The organism is Cryobacterium sp. Y11, from assembly GCF_002929535.1.
Lineage (GTDB): Bacteria > Actinomycetota > Actinomycetes > Actinomycetales > Microbacteriaceae > Cryobacterium.
The window spans coordinates 249,652-264,900 of the sequence record NZ_PJJO01000056.1; the positions used below are offsets into that span (position 1 = coordinate 249,652).

A 15,249-nucleotide genomic window follows, 5' to 3' on the forward strand; every position below is an offset into this window, starting at 1 on the left:
AGGAAATCCATGAAATCCTAAAATTGGTCTCGCGCTGGCCGGACGTGACACCGACGCTGCCGCGTTTGCAGAAATCCAGCGGGCCTAAACACCTGACTGACTGATCGTGAAGGCGGTAAGAAATCCCAGAGCGGCGACGAGTCCAGTGAGGGTGTGATGCTCTTCGAACGCCTCGGGAATCATGGTGTCGGCGAGCATGGCCAGAATGGCACCGGCGGCCGTCGCGGTGATGAATGCGACGAGTCCGAGCCCGAGGACGACGGATTCGGGAATACCGTCGAGCAGGGCTCCCACTGCAATGGCAGTCCCGCTACCGGGGCTGTCCTGTTCCGAGGGCTGCTTGCCCCCGGAGCGCTTGCGGTGTTTGGCTCCCTGCCGGGTGAGCAGCGCGTTCGCGGCGACGTAGACCAATGCACCCGCCAGGAAACCGGCCGCTGTGGGCCAGAGGCCCCCACCCGGGCCGCTTCGTCAACCAAATCAAAGGCTAGGGCGGAAATGAGCACTCCCGCGCCGAAAGACATGACCAGGGAAACAACCTTGGAGGGAATGCTCCACCACCACGATATTGCAGCGCCAAGAACCAGTGCCCCGCCTGCAAGTGTTCCCCAAAAAAGAGCTTGAAACCACATCGGCATGGTCGTCACCCCTCCCAACATTCGGTTGTTGTGTCACTTTCTCAAGCTCACCGCCCGGCTGTACTTCCGCCAAGCATAGATGCCAACGAAACCCGGACACCTCAGCCAGACAGGGCACGACTCCACGCTGTTTCGGTCCGCACGGGCCAGGCATCCGCTGCTGCGCGCGGTGATTAGACCGTGGCCGGCAGAGGTGATTCTGTGGTGCGTGTACGGCGGGTGAGCACCATCATCAGGACGAGGATCACCGACAAAAAGAGCACGCGGGTTTCCGTGGGTCCGAGCCCCAAACCGCCGGCGGCGAGGGGAGGGGAGAGCAGGTCGCCAGTGGATGCGCCCAACGGTCGGGTCAGGATGTCGGCGATCCAGAAGCACCAGCGTTGAGGTGGAAGACGAAGTTCGTCACGGCAACCAACGCGATGGCGAAGGCGGCCGTTGTCACCCACAGGGGCACGCCGAGGTCGACGTTGAGGAAATGCACGAATTCATGGTCTTTGGTTCCACGAACGACGTTCGGTCGCAGCGCGGATCACGCCGGCTTCGCCCGGGGAACGGTCAGGCAGATTGCTATGCCCGCGGCAGTGCTATCGACGACGTGCACGGATCCGCCGTAGCGTACGACGATTTCGCGCACGAGGGAGAGGCCAATTCCACACCCGGTGCGGGACTCGTCGCCACCGGCATCCGGCGGGGCGGAGTGGGCAAACCGATCAAAAATTCGGGCGGGGTCGATGCCGTGGACGCCCGGACCGTGATCGCGCACGGTGACCGCCACCGTCTTCTTGGTCACGGCTACCCCCACCGTGATGACCGAGTCGCGGGGAGCGAACCGCACAGCGTTATCCAGCAGGGCCACCATGCACCGGGTGATGCTGGATGCTGGCACCCGCACGGGCGCGGGCTGCGGCGCATTCAGTTCGATGGTGACGCGTTTATCGACGGCAATGAGCGCCATCGAGCGCGCGGCGGCAGCAACGGCAGCGACCAGATCGACGACGACAGCGTGCTGCACCGCAGCGCCGCCGATTTCCGCCGATTCGAGCAGGTCGTTAACGATGTGAATGAGGTCCTTCGCATCACCGCGCAGCTCCGAGTCGATCTCATTCGTCGTGTCGTGCAAGAATCAGGATGAAAATGCGAGAAATCGGCACGTAGAGCGAAGTTAATATCATTGTGGACTCCCCGCAGCCCACTAACTTTAAAGGCATCAGCGCCAGAATTTTTTGAGCTGTTCGACTCTGGCTCTGCCTGGGCCTTACCCGGATGACGGTCAGTCGGGTCCGAAGCGTTCTCGATGATGGTTCCCCTGTCAGGTGTGCCGGCCAGTGTAGCGACACCACTCTTGCGGCGCGAGGTATGCCACACGAATGGTCATCGCATCTAGCCGAGCCTCACCCAGGAAATAGTTTCAGGCCCTCCATCGCGCGTCGTCGGGATGCCGACCCATCCTCCGACATCGCACGGTGCGGTGAAATATGCCCACGCGCGTCGTGCGGGTCCAAGGGCTGGCGGTGCCGTAAGTGCCCCGGCTGTCTGTTCGCCAAGCGCATCCTGACAGAAGGCACCTTGAAGATTCAGAACTACGTTCGATGCGCCCGCGTTCTCAATGCGAAGCCCAACCCACACACGTGGGTTGTCGTTACTCGCACTGATCCTGGCGCCCGCCAGAGTGACCGAAAGGTTGGATTCGTAGGGCTCGACAGTCGATCTTCCCTCGAGAAGTAGAGCGGCTATGGGAATCGAACTGATCGCGAGATCACGAATTTCGTTTTCAGAATTGAATTCGAAATCGCCAAACTTTTCGCATTCATCGTCTTTGTCATCGGCTGAGCACGCCAGAACGCTCCCTGCAGACTCGCGGAAGTCATACGAGGCTCGCTCCCCGATAAAACCTCGGTAGAGATCGATTTGGATCTGGGCTAGGCGTTCTGCCACTGAGCCGGACTCCGTATATGCAAGAGTTCGCCTCACTCCAGCGTCATCGGAATTATGCAACGATCTGACAAATGCAATTGCTCTCTCTTCGTGCGCAGCGATCACCCACGGCGATTGCGCATGGATCAGCTCCAACACAGAGGTGAAACCGGCTGGAACGGAGACGGCCAGTGCAGTGCTTGAAAGAACGACTGCCAGCACCGAGAGTCTGTTCGGCTTTCTATTTCGATCAACGTTCGTCACCCTGACACGCTCCTCGCAAAATACCTTCTTCAGAAGGGACACCGTAGTGACTTTGACAGTTTCGCCGCGAGAGGTAACCAACCTTGAGACAAATACAGATTGAGCGGGATCACGAGCAGGGGCGAGCTGCACCCTGATGGTAACCCGATTCCACGCACGTGGTATCGGTTTTGCCGAGCTGGTAGCGGCCCGGGCGCGGCGCCCAGACCGCCCTGGTGTTACTCCCTGTGAACAGTGCAGCCAGCGCGGTGCGGCTGAGAAGGCAGCTACCGCGACGGGTTATGCAGCTACGCGGCAATGACCAACGCAGAAATCGACCGTCTCAGGTGTCTGCCCGCCGCGCGCGATACCTGCGGACTGTGGCAAAGTTGGAAACACCGCTTCAGAGACGGCCCCTCGCCGAGCGGCTCGGTTATGACTGGGTTTGTTGCCCTGCGGCGGTGGTGGCCTCGGCGATCCGCTTGATCGCGGCGAGAGTTTTTGGAATGCCGTCGAGGGCTTGCTGGGTGCGGTCGGTGATTTGAATGTGGGCGTCGTCGCCATACTTCTCTGTGAACATGGCGATCCCGTCTGGCAAAAACTCCCACGACTCGGTGAGCATCGTTCCGGTCTCTGCAGCGGTGAAGCTGAAGCCCCATCGCACGAAGCTGCCGCCCACTATCCAGGCGAATTCGCGACCATGCTCGGCCGTCACCACCTGAGACCGGGTTTCCCAGGTTCGGTGTGGCAGCTCGTTGTGTCCGGTGAACCAGGCACCGACCCGACCGGCCTCGGCTTCGTCGTCCCACCAGCATGACGTACAGACCGGGCTCCATTCGCCGGTGCGGGCGATGTCAGAGACCATGTCATAGAGAAACGCGGCTGACGCCTCGACGATGACGGACTCCTGGTGGCTGAGGGTGCTTGTCTCATTCATGCATTTACCCTAATGGAGGGCGTCACTTCTTCTGCCGCCGGCTGCCGCCGTGCCAGTCTTCTTGCTTACCGACCGTGTTCACGTCGACTCCAAATGCGGCCAGCTGTGGCTGCTCGCGCAGGCTGCGCTTGAGCTCGGCGAAACCCGAGAAGCGTGACAGCCCGACAACGTGGTCCCACAACTCGACCGCCGAGTCCTCGGGTGGCAGCCGGCTGATCACCGGTCCGAAGAAGGCCACACCGGTGGGTGGCTCGAAGTGGATGATGGGCGTGCCAACGTCTTTTCCCGTCAGAGAGAGTGCCTCGTTCGTCTCCTGCTGAATCTCTAGGTCCCATGATTCATCGTCGAGAGCTGCCGCCAGTTCGAGCGGCAGGCCCGCCTCGGCGAGGATCGGCTCCACAAACGCACGCGTGCCGCGGAGCTCACGCTGGTCGGCCTCGGTCCGATGGTCGTCCGGGCTGGGAGCGGTGTCGAAGATGTGGGCCCCGAACGCTGCGTACAGTGGCGCCATCGCCTCGCGGCCGTGCTCGGCTCGCGCCCGGGCGGCTACCCGCAAAAGCCGGAGCCCGGCGGTGTGGCCAGCTTCGTACTCCGGAGGGAAGTGCGCGTCGTAGTCGACCTCGGCATTGATCAGGCGTAACGAGATGAACCGCCAGTCCACGGTGTAGTCGCGCTGCGCTTGCACCTGTCGCACCCACTTGCTGGTCATCCAGGCGAAGGGGCAGACCGGGTCAAAGTAGAAGTTGATGTCAGCGTCCATGCGTCCACCCTAGGCCAGTGCCCCCAACATGAACGCGATCGACCTGCCGAGGTGAGCTTCACGAGCATCCTCTCACTCGATCAGAGCTCGCGTTGATCAGGAGAACGAGTGCACCTGCAACAGGTTCCAGCCGCAAGAGAGCAACGACGCGTGCAGCTTCAGCAGAAGAACTGCACCCATCGGGTGAATCAGATGCGTATTGAGGGGATCAGACGATGCGCGTTGCCTTCGCCAGGTTGGCCTCAAGCTCGGCAGCGGTCTGACGGATGCCATACGCCGGGCGGTCGCGCTCGACGCGCCAGCTCTCTGCGAGAGCGCCGATGTTCACGGTGTCGTAGCCGAATTCGTCGTAGAGCTTCGTAACGAAGGCGGAGGCATCCGGAAAGTCGGACGACGTGGCCAGCGCGCGCCGCGTCGGGTCGCCGGCGGGCAACGAGTCTGCGGTGATGTCGGCGGCCGTGATGTGATTGAAGCCCTTTGCTACCCGTGAGGTCGGCAAGTGCTTCTGCAGCATGCCCGTCACGGTCGTCTCGCCGTTGTCGAGGGCCGCAATGTGTCCGTCGCGTTCAAAGTAGTAGTTATTGGTGTCGATGACGATCTTTCCGGCGAGCTGTTGTACAGGCACGTTCTCATAGGCTTTCAGCGGTATAGTCACGACCGCGACGTCGGCAGCTTGAGCTGCCTGCACTGCAGTGCCAGCGGTCGCCTTCGGGCCGAGCTCGGCGACGAGGTCGGCGAGCGTCTCCGGAGCGCGTGAATTGCTGATTACTACGTCATAACCGCTCTCGATCGCCTTGCGCGCGACCTGGCTGCCAATGTTTCCTGCACCGATGATTCCGATAGTTGTCATAGTCACGACAACGACGGCGACCGCGGAAATGTTCCCGGCGCCACCATCTCTAGCTGCCCTCGGGCGCCCATCGAGGCCGCGCATGGCGGTATCGGATCTGCGCATGCCCCGCGATGATGATTCGCGCCGCCCAGCGCCCGCGTTGGTTTTCTCTGTGACGTATCGGTGTCTTTTGAGGGTGGCTACGTTGGTCGCGGCAGGGTCAGGCGTCTAGCTCCACGTCGATATCACTTCGGTGAACGCCCGGCTGGCTGCGCTCGTGTACGCGCCCTTTCGTCTGAGCAGGGCGGCGGTGCGGTGGGGAATGGCAGGCAGTACGGCAACCGGGTTGAGCCCGTGCTGTTCGTGGGCTATCGCTTCGGGCAGCATGGTGGCGAGCTGGCCGCGGCGAACGATTTCCATGATCGCGCTGACGGAGTCCACTTCGATCGCGATGCGCGGGGCAATGTCGTGGTCCCGCAAATACCGGTCGAGGTGGCGCCGGGTCGCAAAGTCGCTACTGAGCAGCACAAGTTGCTCCTGTTCCAACTCCCGCAGGGTCAGAGGTGCCTGCTGTCCGGCGCGGGGATGGTTGTTGCCAACAACCAACCCGAGGGTTTCGACGAACAAGGCCTGGGCCTCGATCTCGGACGAACGCACCTCGGCAAATGCGATGCCGAGGTCGAGGGTGTCCTCGCCCAGCGCCACCTCCATGCGGTCCTGGGTCATCTTCTGCAGGCTCAAGGTGATGCCGGGATAGCGGCTACCAAAGCGTTCGACCAGTGGACCGATTAGGTATGCGGTGAACGTGGGCGTCATCGCCAGCCGGAGCGATCCACGGCTCAGGTCCTGCACGTCGTGGATAGCCCGGGTTCCGGCGTCAAGTTCCCGAAGGGCACGTTGGGTATAGCGCAGGAAGGTCTCGCCGGCGTCTGTCAGCCGCACGGTCCGTCCGGACCGGTCCAAGAGCTGAACGTGCAACGAATTCTCCAGTTGCTTGATCTGTTGCGACAGCGTCGGTTGGGAGACGTGAAGCGCCTCGGCCGCGCGGGTGAAGTTGTGGTGTTCCGCAACCGCGGCCAGGTAACGAAAGTGTCGCAACGTCATAACTCTCCAACTATAGGAATTACTTATCGATTCCATCATAAAAAGGTCTTAGACACTATAGCTAGTTTCCGTCATCCTTGAGTTATCCCTCCGTCGCCTTAGCCCTGGACCAGAACCGGGTGACCCTCCACGGCTGGGTTTACGACATCGAAACCGGCTCCATCGACACCCTGAACGGTGGCACCGGCCGTTTTATCCCACTCGCGGACAATCCGCAGTACTTTGCCACGCCGGCCCTATCCGGCATGGCTGCCTAACCACCTCATATCACCACAGAAATGGAAAACACCATGATTCATTCCCAGAACACCCAGGCTCCGCGCGAGGAACTGACCGCCGCCATCATCGACGCCAAGATGCGCAAGGACCTCTCTTGGCAGGAACTGACCGATGGCACGGGTCTGAGCGTTGTCTTCGTCACCGCCGCCCTGCTCGGCCAGCATCCGCTACCCAAAAACGCTGCGGAAACCATCGCTGAACGGTTGGGTCTAGGCGCTGACGCCGCAATGCTGCTGCAGACCATTCCGATGCGCGGCAGCATCCCCAGCGGCATCCCGACCGACCCCACCGTTTACCGGTTCTACGAAATTCTCCAGGTCTATGGCACCACCCTCAAGGCCCTGATCCACGAAGAATTCGGAGACGGCATCATGAGTGCCATCAACTTCAAACTCGACATCAAGAAGGTCGACGACCCCGAAGGCGGTTCACGCGCCATAATCACCCTCGACGGAAAATACCTCCCCACCAAACCCTTCTAATCCCGGCCTGACGGCGACCTCGCAATCGGGGCCGCCGCTTTTCCCGTGAAACAACCTCCCTGGCAGGGACAAATCATGGACTACTCAGTGACACCCTCGAGTAAAATCACGAGCTCATCGAGTTCGACGTCCCAGCCCTCTCGGTTCTGCTCAAGACGTTCGCGACGGTATCGGGTGCCGCCGGGAAGTGTGTCGAAGCCCGATTCGATCACCGTGACATCCGTGCCGGTACCGGCATCGGCGATGGTGAAGCGCACGTGCGTCGCGTACTCGTCGAGCTGTTCGGCGGGGATTCCCGACCAACGGAAGCCGAATGAGCCGTCGGGGACGACCTCGGTGATTTCGATCGGAAAGCTGCCGTAATCATCCCAGTGGATGCTGCCCGTTGCACCGGGCTCGAGCGCGGCGAACTCCACACCGTCACCAAACCACTTGACCATCACCTCGGGATCGGTCAGCGCCTTCCAGACGCTCGCGCGTGAGGCTTCGATGTGCACGGTGCGGGTCACGGTGTGCCCCTTGATTCTTGCGTGATCAGACACGGTGTTTCCTTCACGTTCAGGCCGAGCACGACGGGACAGTGCCCGCCGAGCGGCACGTCAACAAGTTCTGCAAACGCGCTTCATCGAGCGTACCCATGATTGTGTGTCTGTTTACGGCCGGGAGAGCGCCGTGAACGCGAGGGGTAACGCATCAGAGGTCGGTCTTGGGAGTCCAGAGCGCATAGATGCCTCACGAGCTCAATCCATCGTCTGGCGTGGGTTCCACCGAGTCCAGCACCGGCAGTCGGAAGGGGCCGGTTTTGCTCGGACCTTTCGTCGCCATCGACTACGGGAGCGCCCGTTGATGAACCGATTGGTCGACCACGTCGCGAGATTTGAGCGAGGTTGCGTCGTTCGGGCCCGCGATGCGGGCGGCGGTCCAAGCATCCACTTTGGTCAACCTGCTCGTGGGCACGCGCTCGATGACGTCCTGCAGCGCTAGCTGTACCACCAACGACTCGGCCAGCACCCGCGGCATCCCCCCGATGTGCCCGCGCTCGGTTCTCCATCTCTGCCTTGGCGTTCAACCGCCACCTGTCTTGGTGACAATGCACCACGATGGCCTTCATAGGCTCATCCAGCTGCTGCTGCCGCTCTTCCCGGTGTACCTCAGCTTTCGTACTCCGCACAGCTGCCGCGACGTCGCGCAAGCGGGCGCCGTTCTTGAGCATGTGCTCGGTCAGCGCTTCAGTGAAGGCTGTGGACTGCCGCAGCTGTTCGGGCCGCGATGGGCCGTTGAAGTAGGCGTCGGCGTCGCGGTCAGTGGCCCGGCGCTCAGCGGCGGTCGCCACGTGAATACGATTCGGCGGAAGGCCGGCCCGACTCCGGCTGCGCTTGAGACGTCGCGCGTCAGCGTTGGCCTCCAGCTCGGACTGGTACATCTCCGGATCGCTGCGTCGGCTGCGCTGCAAGTCGGCCCGGCGCTCCTTGTTGCGCTCGGCCCAATGCCGCGTGATCTGCTTCGTACGCTCGGGGTCAGCATCCCGCCTGGCCGCGGCTCGAGCGTTCACCTCGTCACGGTGGGCTTCGTAGTAGCGGTTGTAGTACTCGCGCACCTTCTCGCGATTCTCGGCCACCCACCGCTGCTGATACTCCCGCCGGCGCTCCGGATGCTCCACCCGCCAGCGCTTCGCCCACTCCCTCCCCCGCGCCCGCACCTCGGCCTCGCGTTGCCGACGAGCCGCGGCCCGACGCATCGAATCACGATTGAGCTCCCGGGCCCGGTCGAGGTGTTCCGACCGCCAGAGACGATTCAGCTCGCGGATCCGGTCGCGGTTCGCCGCCACATACTGACGCCGCTTCTCCACCTCATCATCACCAGACGGATGCTCCGCCACCGCCTTCCGCGCCCCGACACGAGCGTCGGCCCGTCGAAGCACTCCACGCCGTCGGCGGGCAGCGCCCGCGTCATGCGACGGCGGGCTACGGCTTCACGAACGTGCACCGCGATCAACTTCAGCAGGCTGATGGGCCCGATCAAAAGAAACTTGAGGGTGTTCCAGAGACACGAGATCACGAGCAGGTTCAGCCAACCGGGCCCACCGGCGTCGACCTGCGATCGGCAATAGCTAGCTGCAAGCGCATACGGAATTGCGAGTAGCATCGCCGGCACGCCCCACTTCAGCCCGCGCCGCGTGTTGATCGCGTCGATCGCAACGGAGGTCGGCATGAACCGGCGCAAGAAAAAGTAGCTGCGGGTGGTGGCGGCCAAAATGAATTCGAACACGGCGCGGCCTTTCAGATGTTCGGCAACAAGAACCTGAAAGGACTAAAAGTCATGCCATCGCAACGAGCGACAGCGCGCAATAGAGTTGGCTAGAAACACTGTAAAACTGGACGCCCCTTGGCGGAAGTACCCCCACACCGCGGGGGCTTCGCGCTTGTGCTCCCTCTCAGCGGGCCCAGTGTCTCTCAGCGCATCAAATACTCCGCCTGCCTGAGGTCCTATCGACGAGACCCCTACGCCTCAGTCTTGAACCAGATGTCGCCATCGACTCCGTCCCCCGGTTCCTGAGTGCCGAAAAAAATCTGCGGCAGCGCGGCAATATCGCCAATAAGGGAAGTCAGATTATCGGTCGCTTTCTGCATATCGAGCTTCAATGCGTCGACCTCCCCCATCCCCACATCGACGCCAAGATTGACTGCACGATATGACTCAGCCTGCCTCGCTTGCACGGCTGACTTGCCAGCCCGGCTGATGGCATCCTGGATGTTGACAAGCAATATGGGTCGAGCATCACGAGGTAGTGCTTCACCATGTTGGGCAGGCTTTCTTCGCGCGGACCGGCGAGGTCCGAGGTGAGGCCCAGCGACTCGACAACGGCGCTGCGTAGAACTAGCAAATTCCCAAGCCTTGGAGCTACGGAATAATGCAACCGCAACTAGGGCAGACCTTCCATCCTGGACTCAACGGACTATTGCATTGCGAGCAGTCAGCACTGGTCGTCGTGCCGCATTGTGGGCATGCGATCCAATCTTCGTGTAGGTCTAGATGGCAACGCCTGCATCGCTTAACCGGCAACGAAACTTCCGACGATTGCCTGTCGTACCACTCAACAATATTCAACATGATGTTGAAGACATTTTGCGCCTCGTCGACGTTGAGCGTCTCGATCTGGTGCGTTGCTACATTCCGTATCGAACGCACAGAGTCCGCCCAGCTAAGGATATCTGGCGGAGCAGCCTTACGTAGGCGCAAGGACTCGATCGCTGCGCCGGCCGATTTTGGTTCCTCACCCGAAATGTTCTTGAGCAATTCGCGAAAAATCTGCTCATTCATCCGGCCGAGTTTTTGAATAACGAGTTCTGGGTCGCGAGCGAGAAGCTCATGGCAAAGCCGGAGGTCCTCCTGAACATCGGCACTTAGACGGGCGATCCTATCGGCGATTCGCCGTTTCCCCACTTGAACTTGAAGCCCCTGCGATAAAAAGAGGCCGTCATAATCAGCCACGTGAAAGGTTGCGCACATCAGCGAATTCGAATACCCGAGCTGGAGAGTTTCGGACCCGGATTTTGGGGGCCGCGATGAGCCGGGCAGGAGTTGCGAGATGGGTGCACGAGAAAAGTGTGTCGCCTGGAGCTTTTGGTGGATATCCGCTACGGCTATCAAAGACTGCTCAACTTCCGAGGGAAGGCGTGTCGCCGAAAGTAGGTCTGCCGTGGGCCAAAGGTACCCCTCGCCAATTACTCTCTCATAAGACCGCGCGTCGACCTCACTTCCGAAGACCATTCTGAGTCGCGCTGAGTATGCCGATGGTTTTGCAACGAGGCGGCCCGCCGCTTCAAGATTCGCTTGCGACATGGCCGCGATCTCCGTGTGCTTCTCGTCCAGCGCCCGTTGAGTGCATGCCACGTAGCTGTAAAGCTTGAAATCTAGATCTTGATCGGTGAAGACGACTGTTCCTCCAGCTGCCACAGCGCGACTGACGAACGGCTCCCACAAGCTGACATAGTCCAGCATGCCTGATCTGAGAGCGCCGATGCACTCTTCAGGTGAAAGATTGATCATCATGGGACGTTCCCCCTCGGGAAGCGTCATACCGAACTTGTGAGACAAGACCTGACCGTCAGACCCCAGAACTGTACCCAGTTTTGGGTTCGGGTTGATTGGTCTATGGGTGCGCACGACGGCTAGAGAATTCTGATGCGAGTTGGCTACGCCAACTATTTTCATGGGCAGTCCGTAGAGATACCCTAAGGCCAGCGGAGAGGACCCCATGTACGCCACGTCCAACGCACCCGTGAAGAAGTTCAACATTGAATGCGTACCAGAGTCACTGTATTGGGGGGACATTTTCAAGCGAGTTACCTTGTTTCTCTAATTCGATTAGGACAGGGCTGAGGCAAGAGGCTGAATCGCCACTGCCATCAGAAACCAAGCGATGACCGTTATGAACCGCTTCTCAGATACGCGTGTATGCAGCCAAATGCCCAAAACCATGCCCAGGACGATTGCAGGCAGGGCTATTGCTCCGAGCTCTAGCGATTGCATTTCAATCGTGCCCATGAACGCGTAGGTGGCAATTCTCACAATTCCCTCGACTAGGAACACCGCCACGAGAAGGCGGCGCATCTCGGCCTTTTCGAACCGCGCGGTGCCTGCGACCATAAACGGACCACTCACCCCCACGAGGCCGCCCGACAGTCCCGCCAGGAAGCAACTGAGTTGCAATGGCATTTGTCGCCCTGAAACCGTGAAACCCGGTTTGCCCGTTCGAAGAAGCTGGATCGCCAACCCAAGCACGGATAGTCCTACCAAAATGAGCAAGATTTGTCGTGGAATGTACGCCACTAACATGGAGCCAATCACAGTCCCGATTACCAGACTGGCGAGCATTCGGCGCAGCATTTTGAGTTGAGCCATACTGAGGCCCAGATAAGCGATAAAGCATGCGCCGACTACAGCATCGACCAACGCCGAGGTGCCAAGCGCTGTAGCCGGTGAATATAGGACCGAAAGCACAGGGACCACCACGAGCGCTGGCCCGAATCCCGAGAATCCCTTTATTGTGTACGCGATGAGTGCGGCCGTGCACCAGACGAGGAGCGTCATTCCTCACTCACAAATAGTGCGCGAAACATGTCTCGCAAACCAGGCATAGAAACCAGTGCCAATCCCGACGAGCCCAGGGCGCCGAGGAACGCAGTGCCCAGCTGCCACAGTCCGCCGTCAAATGAACTCCAAATCGTGAGGGCAACACCAAGGGGTAGGCCGACCACGGTCAACACTCCCAGCGCGGCGTTTGTTCTGGCTGCAGAAAATTGGGCAAGTGCTGCGGCTTTCAGGGTAGCTGCCCGAGCGAGTTCGACAGTGTTGAAATGAAGTTCGCTGAGCGCCTCGTTGAGGTCATGTTGGTCCTGATAGGCGTACATGATGTCGTTTGCTGTCTGCGACCCTGAAATTGAGCGCGTGACATAGGCCGCGCGGAAGATAACGATGTCGTGCTCGAGCGATTGAACTTTGTGAAGCGGGAGAACAGGAACGAGTGCCGCCTCTGACAACCGACTCGAGAGAATGCCTAGCAATCGAGACTGCAGACGACCGAGTGCGAGGGTATCCGTGTATATCGTTCGCGCATAGAACATCATGGTTGGCGAGAAATTTGACTTCTCCTTAGCCAAGAAAGCAGCCCCGTCGCGCCTTATCAGCCCGATCCAATCCGTCGAAGAGCGCAGAAGGTCGGACTGCGCGGAATCCAACTCCTGCTCGCTGGCCTCGCGCGTGGTGGATGGTGTCAGCGTCGCCAATTCCAGCGCCATTCTTGCATCAGGCCCGTCACCAGCTACCTCGCCGAAGTAGACGCTATACATCCGGTCATCAGGAGAAAGACTGATCGCCGTGGCTGGTGAGATCTGTGGGAGTTTCTCGAGATGGCGGCTGCCGATGAAATTCTCGAACTGCTGCACCAATGCCGCTCTTCCTGCGCGGGTGCGAATCGAGTGATGGAGCCCGTTGAGGACGGCCAGGCTTCCCGCACTAGAGAGAGTGATGTGCAGGATAAGTTCCGCCGCGCAACGTTCTCCGCGAGCAGCCGGCTGTCCCACAATTGCCTCAAGGACTTCCATCCCGACTACTGTGGCGCCATCGATGCCTGTCGGGAATTGGCAAGCGCGGTGCCAGCGCCCGCCCAGACCAGAGGAATCTCTGCCTCCGTAGAGAGCACGTCCAGCCGACTCCTGGAAAAACGTTCGCCGTGTCGGAGCATCGGCAGTGATCAGTTCACCACGTACCGTCGCGGTCAGGCAAAGAGGACCCTGTGCCCAATGCTCAGAAGAAAGGAGCTCGGGATTTACGGCGCAATCGAGAATGAGCACCAGTCCACTCGTCATTCTTTACGCCCCCAAAGCAGTCTCTTTCAAACGTTACCGCCCTGCTGGTCGAGGGCCATCCATATTGCACCCCACGTTCGAGGCACTTTATGAGCGACGATCCGTCGCCACCCATCAGGCAAGAGCCAACCTCAAAGCAGGTCTTGACTGACATATGGGCACTGCGCGTCTCGAATAAGACAGCGAGGGCCAAGACCTGGACTCCTATGGCTCACTTTCGCCCACGAGACGAAGAGGCTGTGTCAATATGTTTCCACGGATACTCGAACGTCGCCCATTTTCCGAACGTGCATCCTATAAAGACCGACCGACACCTAGAAGCGGATATCTGCAGGCAAATGGAGGCTTTCACTGGGTATCCGGGTACGAGCGTCGAAGGCGTGACGGTATTCCGCCAGGCGCTGGACCGCCCTGAGCGCAACAAAGGCACGGTCGGCGTCGAGCCTCTGTGCCGTTGTCTCCGGAGCAGCTCCGAGCGGCTTCGCACCAGTGATGTCGTATCGGTCTCGGTAGGCCGCGACGGTGCATCCGCTTTGGTGCCACGCGGCGGCGGCCGACCCGCGGGGCGCGGCGCCGAGGGTTTGAGTCCACGGCTCCCCCGCGAGCACCGCCTGGTCGAGCACGGCGGCCGCTCGCGACTCGATCAGGTCGGCGCGCTCGACCAAGGCCTGGTGCATGGCCGCGTCCATCGGCCTGAGCGCACGAGGGATTAGACCGGCGACGAGACGTGGCGCGCGACGCGTACGACCGGCTCCGGTATCCCGCTACACGACCGCGGCGATGCCGACGTGCTGCAGAATGCCATAGAGGATGCTGCGCGCCGTCACGTCCGCCGCGTCACCCGGCCGCGGCCCCACGTGGTCAACATCGGGCCGGTCGACAGCCACGTAGGCGGTGTTCGCCTCGCGACCCCGCGTCATCGCGACGTACAAGTTCTCGCGCGGCATGGTCGGCGCGACGACAACGTGCGCGGTGTCGGTCGTGATTCCCTGCGCCCGGTGCGAGGTGACCGCATAGCCCAGCTCGACGTGCTCAGCGACGTATGACCCGGGCAGCAGCACCGTGCTCCCCCAGCGGCGTCCCTGCCGCCGCACCTCGACCGAACCATTCCGGTGCACGCCGATCACGTTCCAACGGTCGCCGTTCCGCACCCAGCTTCGCGACGCATACAGCCGCCGATCGTTGCGGCGGGTGATGACCGTGTCACCCACGGCGGCACGGGTTCCATCGTGCAGCGAGACTTCGCGCAGCGCGTCGACCTGGCCCTCCAGAATCAGCTCCGTGCGAGCGCGCACATTCAGCGCCGCGACAGCCTCGTTCGAGTCGCTGATCAGCACGGTCGACTTACCCGATCGGATGTCCGCACGCCACGCCTCGTAGGCAGCATCCGCCATCGCCTCGGTGCTGCCATCGCGCAGGCGGGCATGCGCGGCATAACGGTCGATCACGTCGGTATTTCCCTGGCGTAGTCCGAGGGAGGCGGTCTTCTCCCACTCGTTTACGAAGCGGTGCACGTCGATGAGTTCGGGCGCATCCGCTCGGTTGTGCCGCCCAGTGCGCGCCGCACTCCAACCCAATCGTTCAAGCCCGTCTCGAAGTGCAACGACGATATGCTCCTTGTGATTTCGGTCTCAAGAGCGTCCCACTCGGGCATCTCGTCATGTGAAACTGCACAACTAGTTGGGCCGCGAT

General features: G+C 60.9%; 18 protein-coding genes and 1 pseudogene. 2 read left to right on the forward strand and 17 right to left on the reverse strand.

Going from position 1 to position 15,249, the window contains the following annotated elements:
* Positions 1 to 84: 84 nt before the first annotated feature.
* The 9 genes and pseudogenes from CXY75_RS10475 to cynR all read right to left on the reverse strand — a co-directional run bounded on the left by CXY75_RS10475 (position 85) and on the right by cynR (position 6,425).
* A pseudogene (locus tag CXY75_RS10475) lies at positions 85 to 635 on the reverse strand (ZIP family metal transporter).
* 173 nt (positions 636 to 808) lie between these two features.
* Positions 809 to 976, reverse strand: a complete 168-nt coding sequence (locus tag CXY75_RS20515; RefSeq protein ID WP_233201839.1) for a hypothetical protein — start codon at positions 974 to 976, stop codon at positions 809 to 811.
* An 8-nt stretch (positions 977 to 984) separates the two neighbouring features.
* Positions 985 to 1,116 carry a hypothetical protein gene (locus CXY75_RS20745; RefSeq protein WP_255411782.1) on the reverse strand — a complete coding sequence of 44 codons (132 nt, stop codon included), beginning with the start codon at positions 1,114 to 1,116 and terminating at the stop codon, positions 985 to 987.
* A gap of 48 nt (positions 1,117 to 1,164) precedes the next feature.
* Positions 1,165 to 1,755: a sensor histidine kinase KdpD gene (locus CXY75_RS10480; protein WP_104082753.1), complete on the reverse strand. Its 591-nt coding sequence runs from the start codon at positions 1,753 to 1,755 to the stop codon at positions 1,165 to 1,167.
* Positions 1,756 to 2,015: 260 nt separating this feature from the next.
* Positions 2,016 to 2,855: a hypothetical protein gene (locus CXY75_RS10485; protein ID WP_146069437.1), complete on the reverse strand. Its 840-nt coding sequence runs from the start codon at positions 2,853 to 2,855 to the stop codon at positions 2,016 to 2,018.
* A gap of 370 nt (positions 2,856 to 3,225) precedes the next feature.
* The gene (locus tag CXY75_RS10490; RefSeq protein ID WP_104082755.1) at positions 3,226 to 3,729 is read right to left on the reverse strand and encodes an SRPBCC family protein; all 504 of its coding nucleotides are present in this window, start codon (positions 3,727 to 3,729) and stop codon (positions 3,226 to 3,228) included.
* A 22-nt stretch (positions 3,730 to 3,751) separates the two neighbouring features.
* Positions 3,752 to 4,489, reverse strand: coding sequence for a hypothetical protein (locus CXY75_RS10495; RefSeq protein WP_104082756.1), 738 nt, complete (start codon positions 4,487 to 4,489; stop codon positions 3,752 to 3,754).
* A gap of 208 nt (positions 4,490 to 4,697) precedes the next feature.
* Entirely contained in the window at positions 4,698 to 5,444 is a 747-nt protein-coding gene (locus tag CXY75_RS10500; RefSeq protein ID WP_255411783.1) for an NADPH-dependent F420 reductase, read from the reverse strand.
* Positions 5,445 to 5,549: 105 nt separating this feature from the next.
* Positions 5,550 to 6,425, reverse strand: a complete 876-nt coding sequence (gene cynR, locus CXY75_RS10505; RefSeq protein WP_104082757.1) for a transcriptional regulator CynR — start codon at positions 6,423 to 6,425, stop codon at positions 5,550 to 5,552.
* A 77-nt stretch (positions 6,426 to 6,502) separates the two neighbouring features.
* Between cynR and CXY75_RS19475 the strand changes: the two genes are divergently transcribed.
* The gene (locus CXY75_RS19475; RefSeq protein ID WP_146069438.1) at positions 6,503 to 6,682 is read left to right on the forward strand and encodes a hypothetical protein; all 180 of its coding nucleotides are present in this window, start codon (positions 6,503 to 6,505) and stop codon (positions 6,680 to 6,682) included.
* 33 nt (positions 6,683 to 6,715) lie between these two features.
* Positions 6,716 to 7,186 carry a cyanase gene (gene cynS, locus CXY75_RS10510; RefSeq protein WP_104082806.1) on the forward strand — a complete coding sequence of 157 codons (471 nt, stop codon included), beginning with the start codon at positions 6,716 to 6,718 and terminating at the stop codon, positions 7,184 to 7,186.
* Between the two features lie 80 nt (positions 7,187 to 7,266).
* Here cynS and CXY75_RS10515 read toward each other — a convergent pair whose 3' ends face one another.
* From CXY75_RS10515 to CXY75_RS10555, 8 genes are all read right to left on the reverse strand, one after another.
* Positions 7,267 to 7,728 (reverse strand): SRPBCC domain-containing protein, encoded by a 462-nt coding sequence (locus CXY75_RS10515; protein ID WP_158251180.1) that lies wholly within the window; start codon positions 7,726 to 7,728, stop codon positions 7,267 to 7,269.
* Between the two features lie 1,252 nt (positions 7,729 to 8,980).
* A complete protein-coding gene (locus tag CXY75_RS21030; RefSeq protein ID WP_369826709.1) occupies positions 8,981 to 9,454 on the reverse strand; it encodes a hypothetical protein in 474 nt (157 codons plus the stop codon).
* Between the two features lie 233 nt (positions 9,455 to 9,687).
* Positions 9,688 to 9,951 carry a hypothetical protein gene (locus CXY75_RS10530; RefSeq protein WP_104082760.1) on the reverse strand — a complete coding sequence of 88 codons (264 nt, stop codon included), beginning with the start codon at positions 9,949 to 9,951 and terminating at the stop codon, positions 9,688 to 9,690.
* Between the two features lie 136 nt (positions 9,952 to 10,087).
* Positions 10,088 to 11,239, reverse strand: a complete 1,152-nt coding sequence (locus tag CXY75_RS10535) for a zinc ribbon domain-containing protein (RefSeq protein WP_158251181.1) — start codon at positions 11,237 to 11,239, stop codon at positions 10,088 to 10,090.
* 315 nt (positions 11,240 to 11,554) lie between these two features.
* The gene (locus CXY75_RS10540) at positions 11,555 to 12,280 is read right to left on the reverse strand and encodes a sulfite exporter TauE/SafE family protein (RefSeq protein ID WP_104082762.1); all 726 of its coding nucleotides are present in this window, start codon (positions 12,278 to 12,280) and stop codon (positions 11,555 to 11,557) included.
* Positions 12,277 to 13,293, reverse strand: a complete 1,017-nt coding sequence (locus CXY75_RS10545) for a hypothetical protein (RefSeq protein WP_104082763.1) — start codon at positions 13,291 to 13,293, stop codon at positions 12,277 to 12,279. The genes CXY75_RS10540 and CXY75_RS10545 overlap by 4 nt, the downstream gene beginning before the upstream one ends.
* A 578-nt stretch (positions 13,294 to 13,871) precedes the next feature.
* The gene (locus tag CXY75_RS10550) at positions 13,872 to 14,234 is read right to left on the reverse strand and encodes a hypothetical protein (RefSeq protein WP_104082764.1); all 363 of its coding nucleotides are present in this window, start codon (positions 14,232 to 14,234) and stop codon (positions 13,872 to 13,874) included.
* A gap of 87 nt (positions 14,235 to 14,321) precedes the next feature.
* Positions 14,322 to 15,134, reverse strand: a complete 813-nt coding sequence (locus CXY75_RS10555; protein WP_104082765.1) for a hypothetical protein — start codon at positions 15,132 to 15,134, stop codon at positions 14,322 to 14,324.
* Positions 15,135 to 15,249 lie beyond the last annotated feature (115 nt).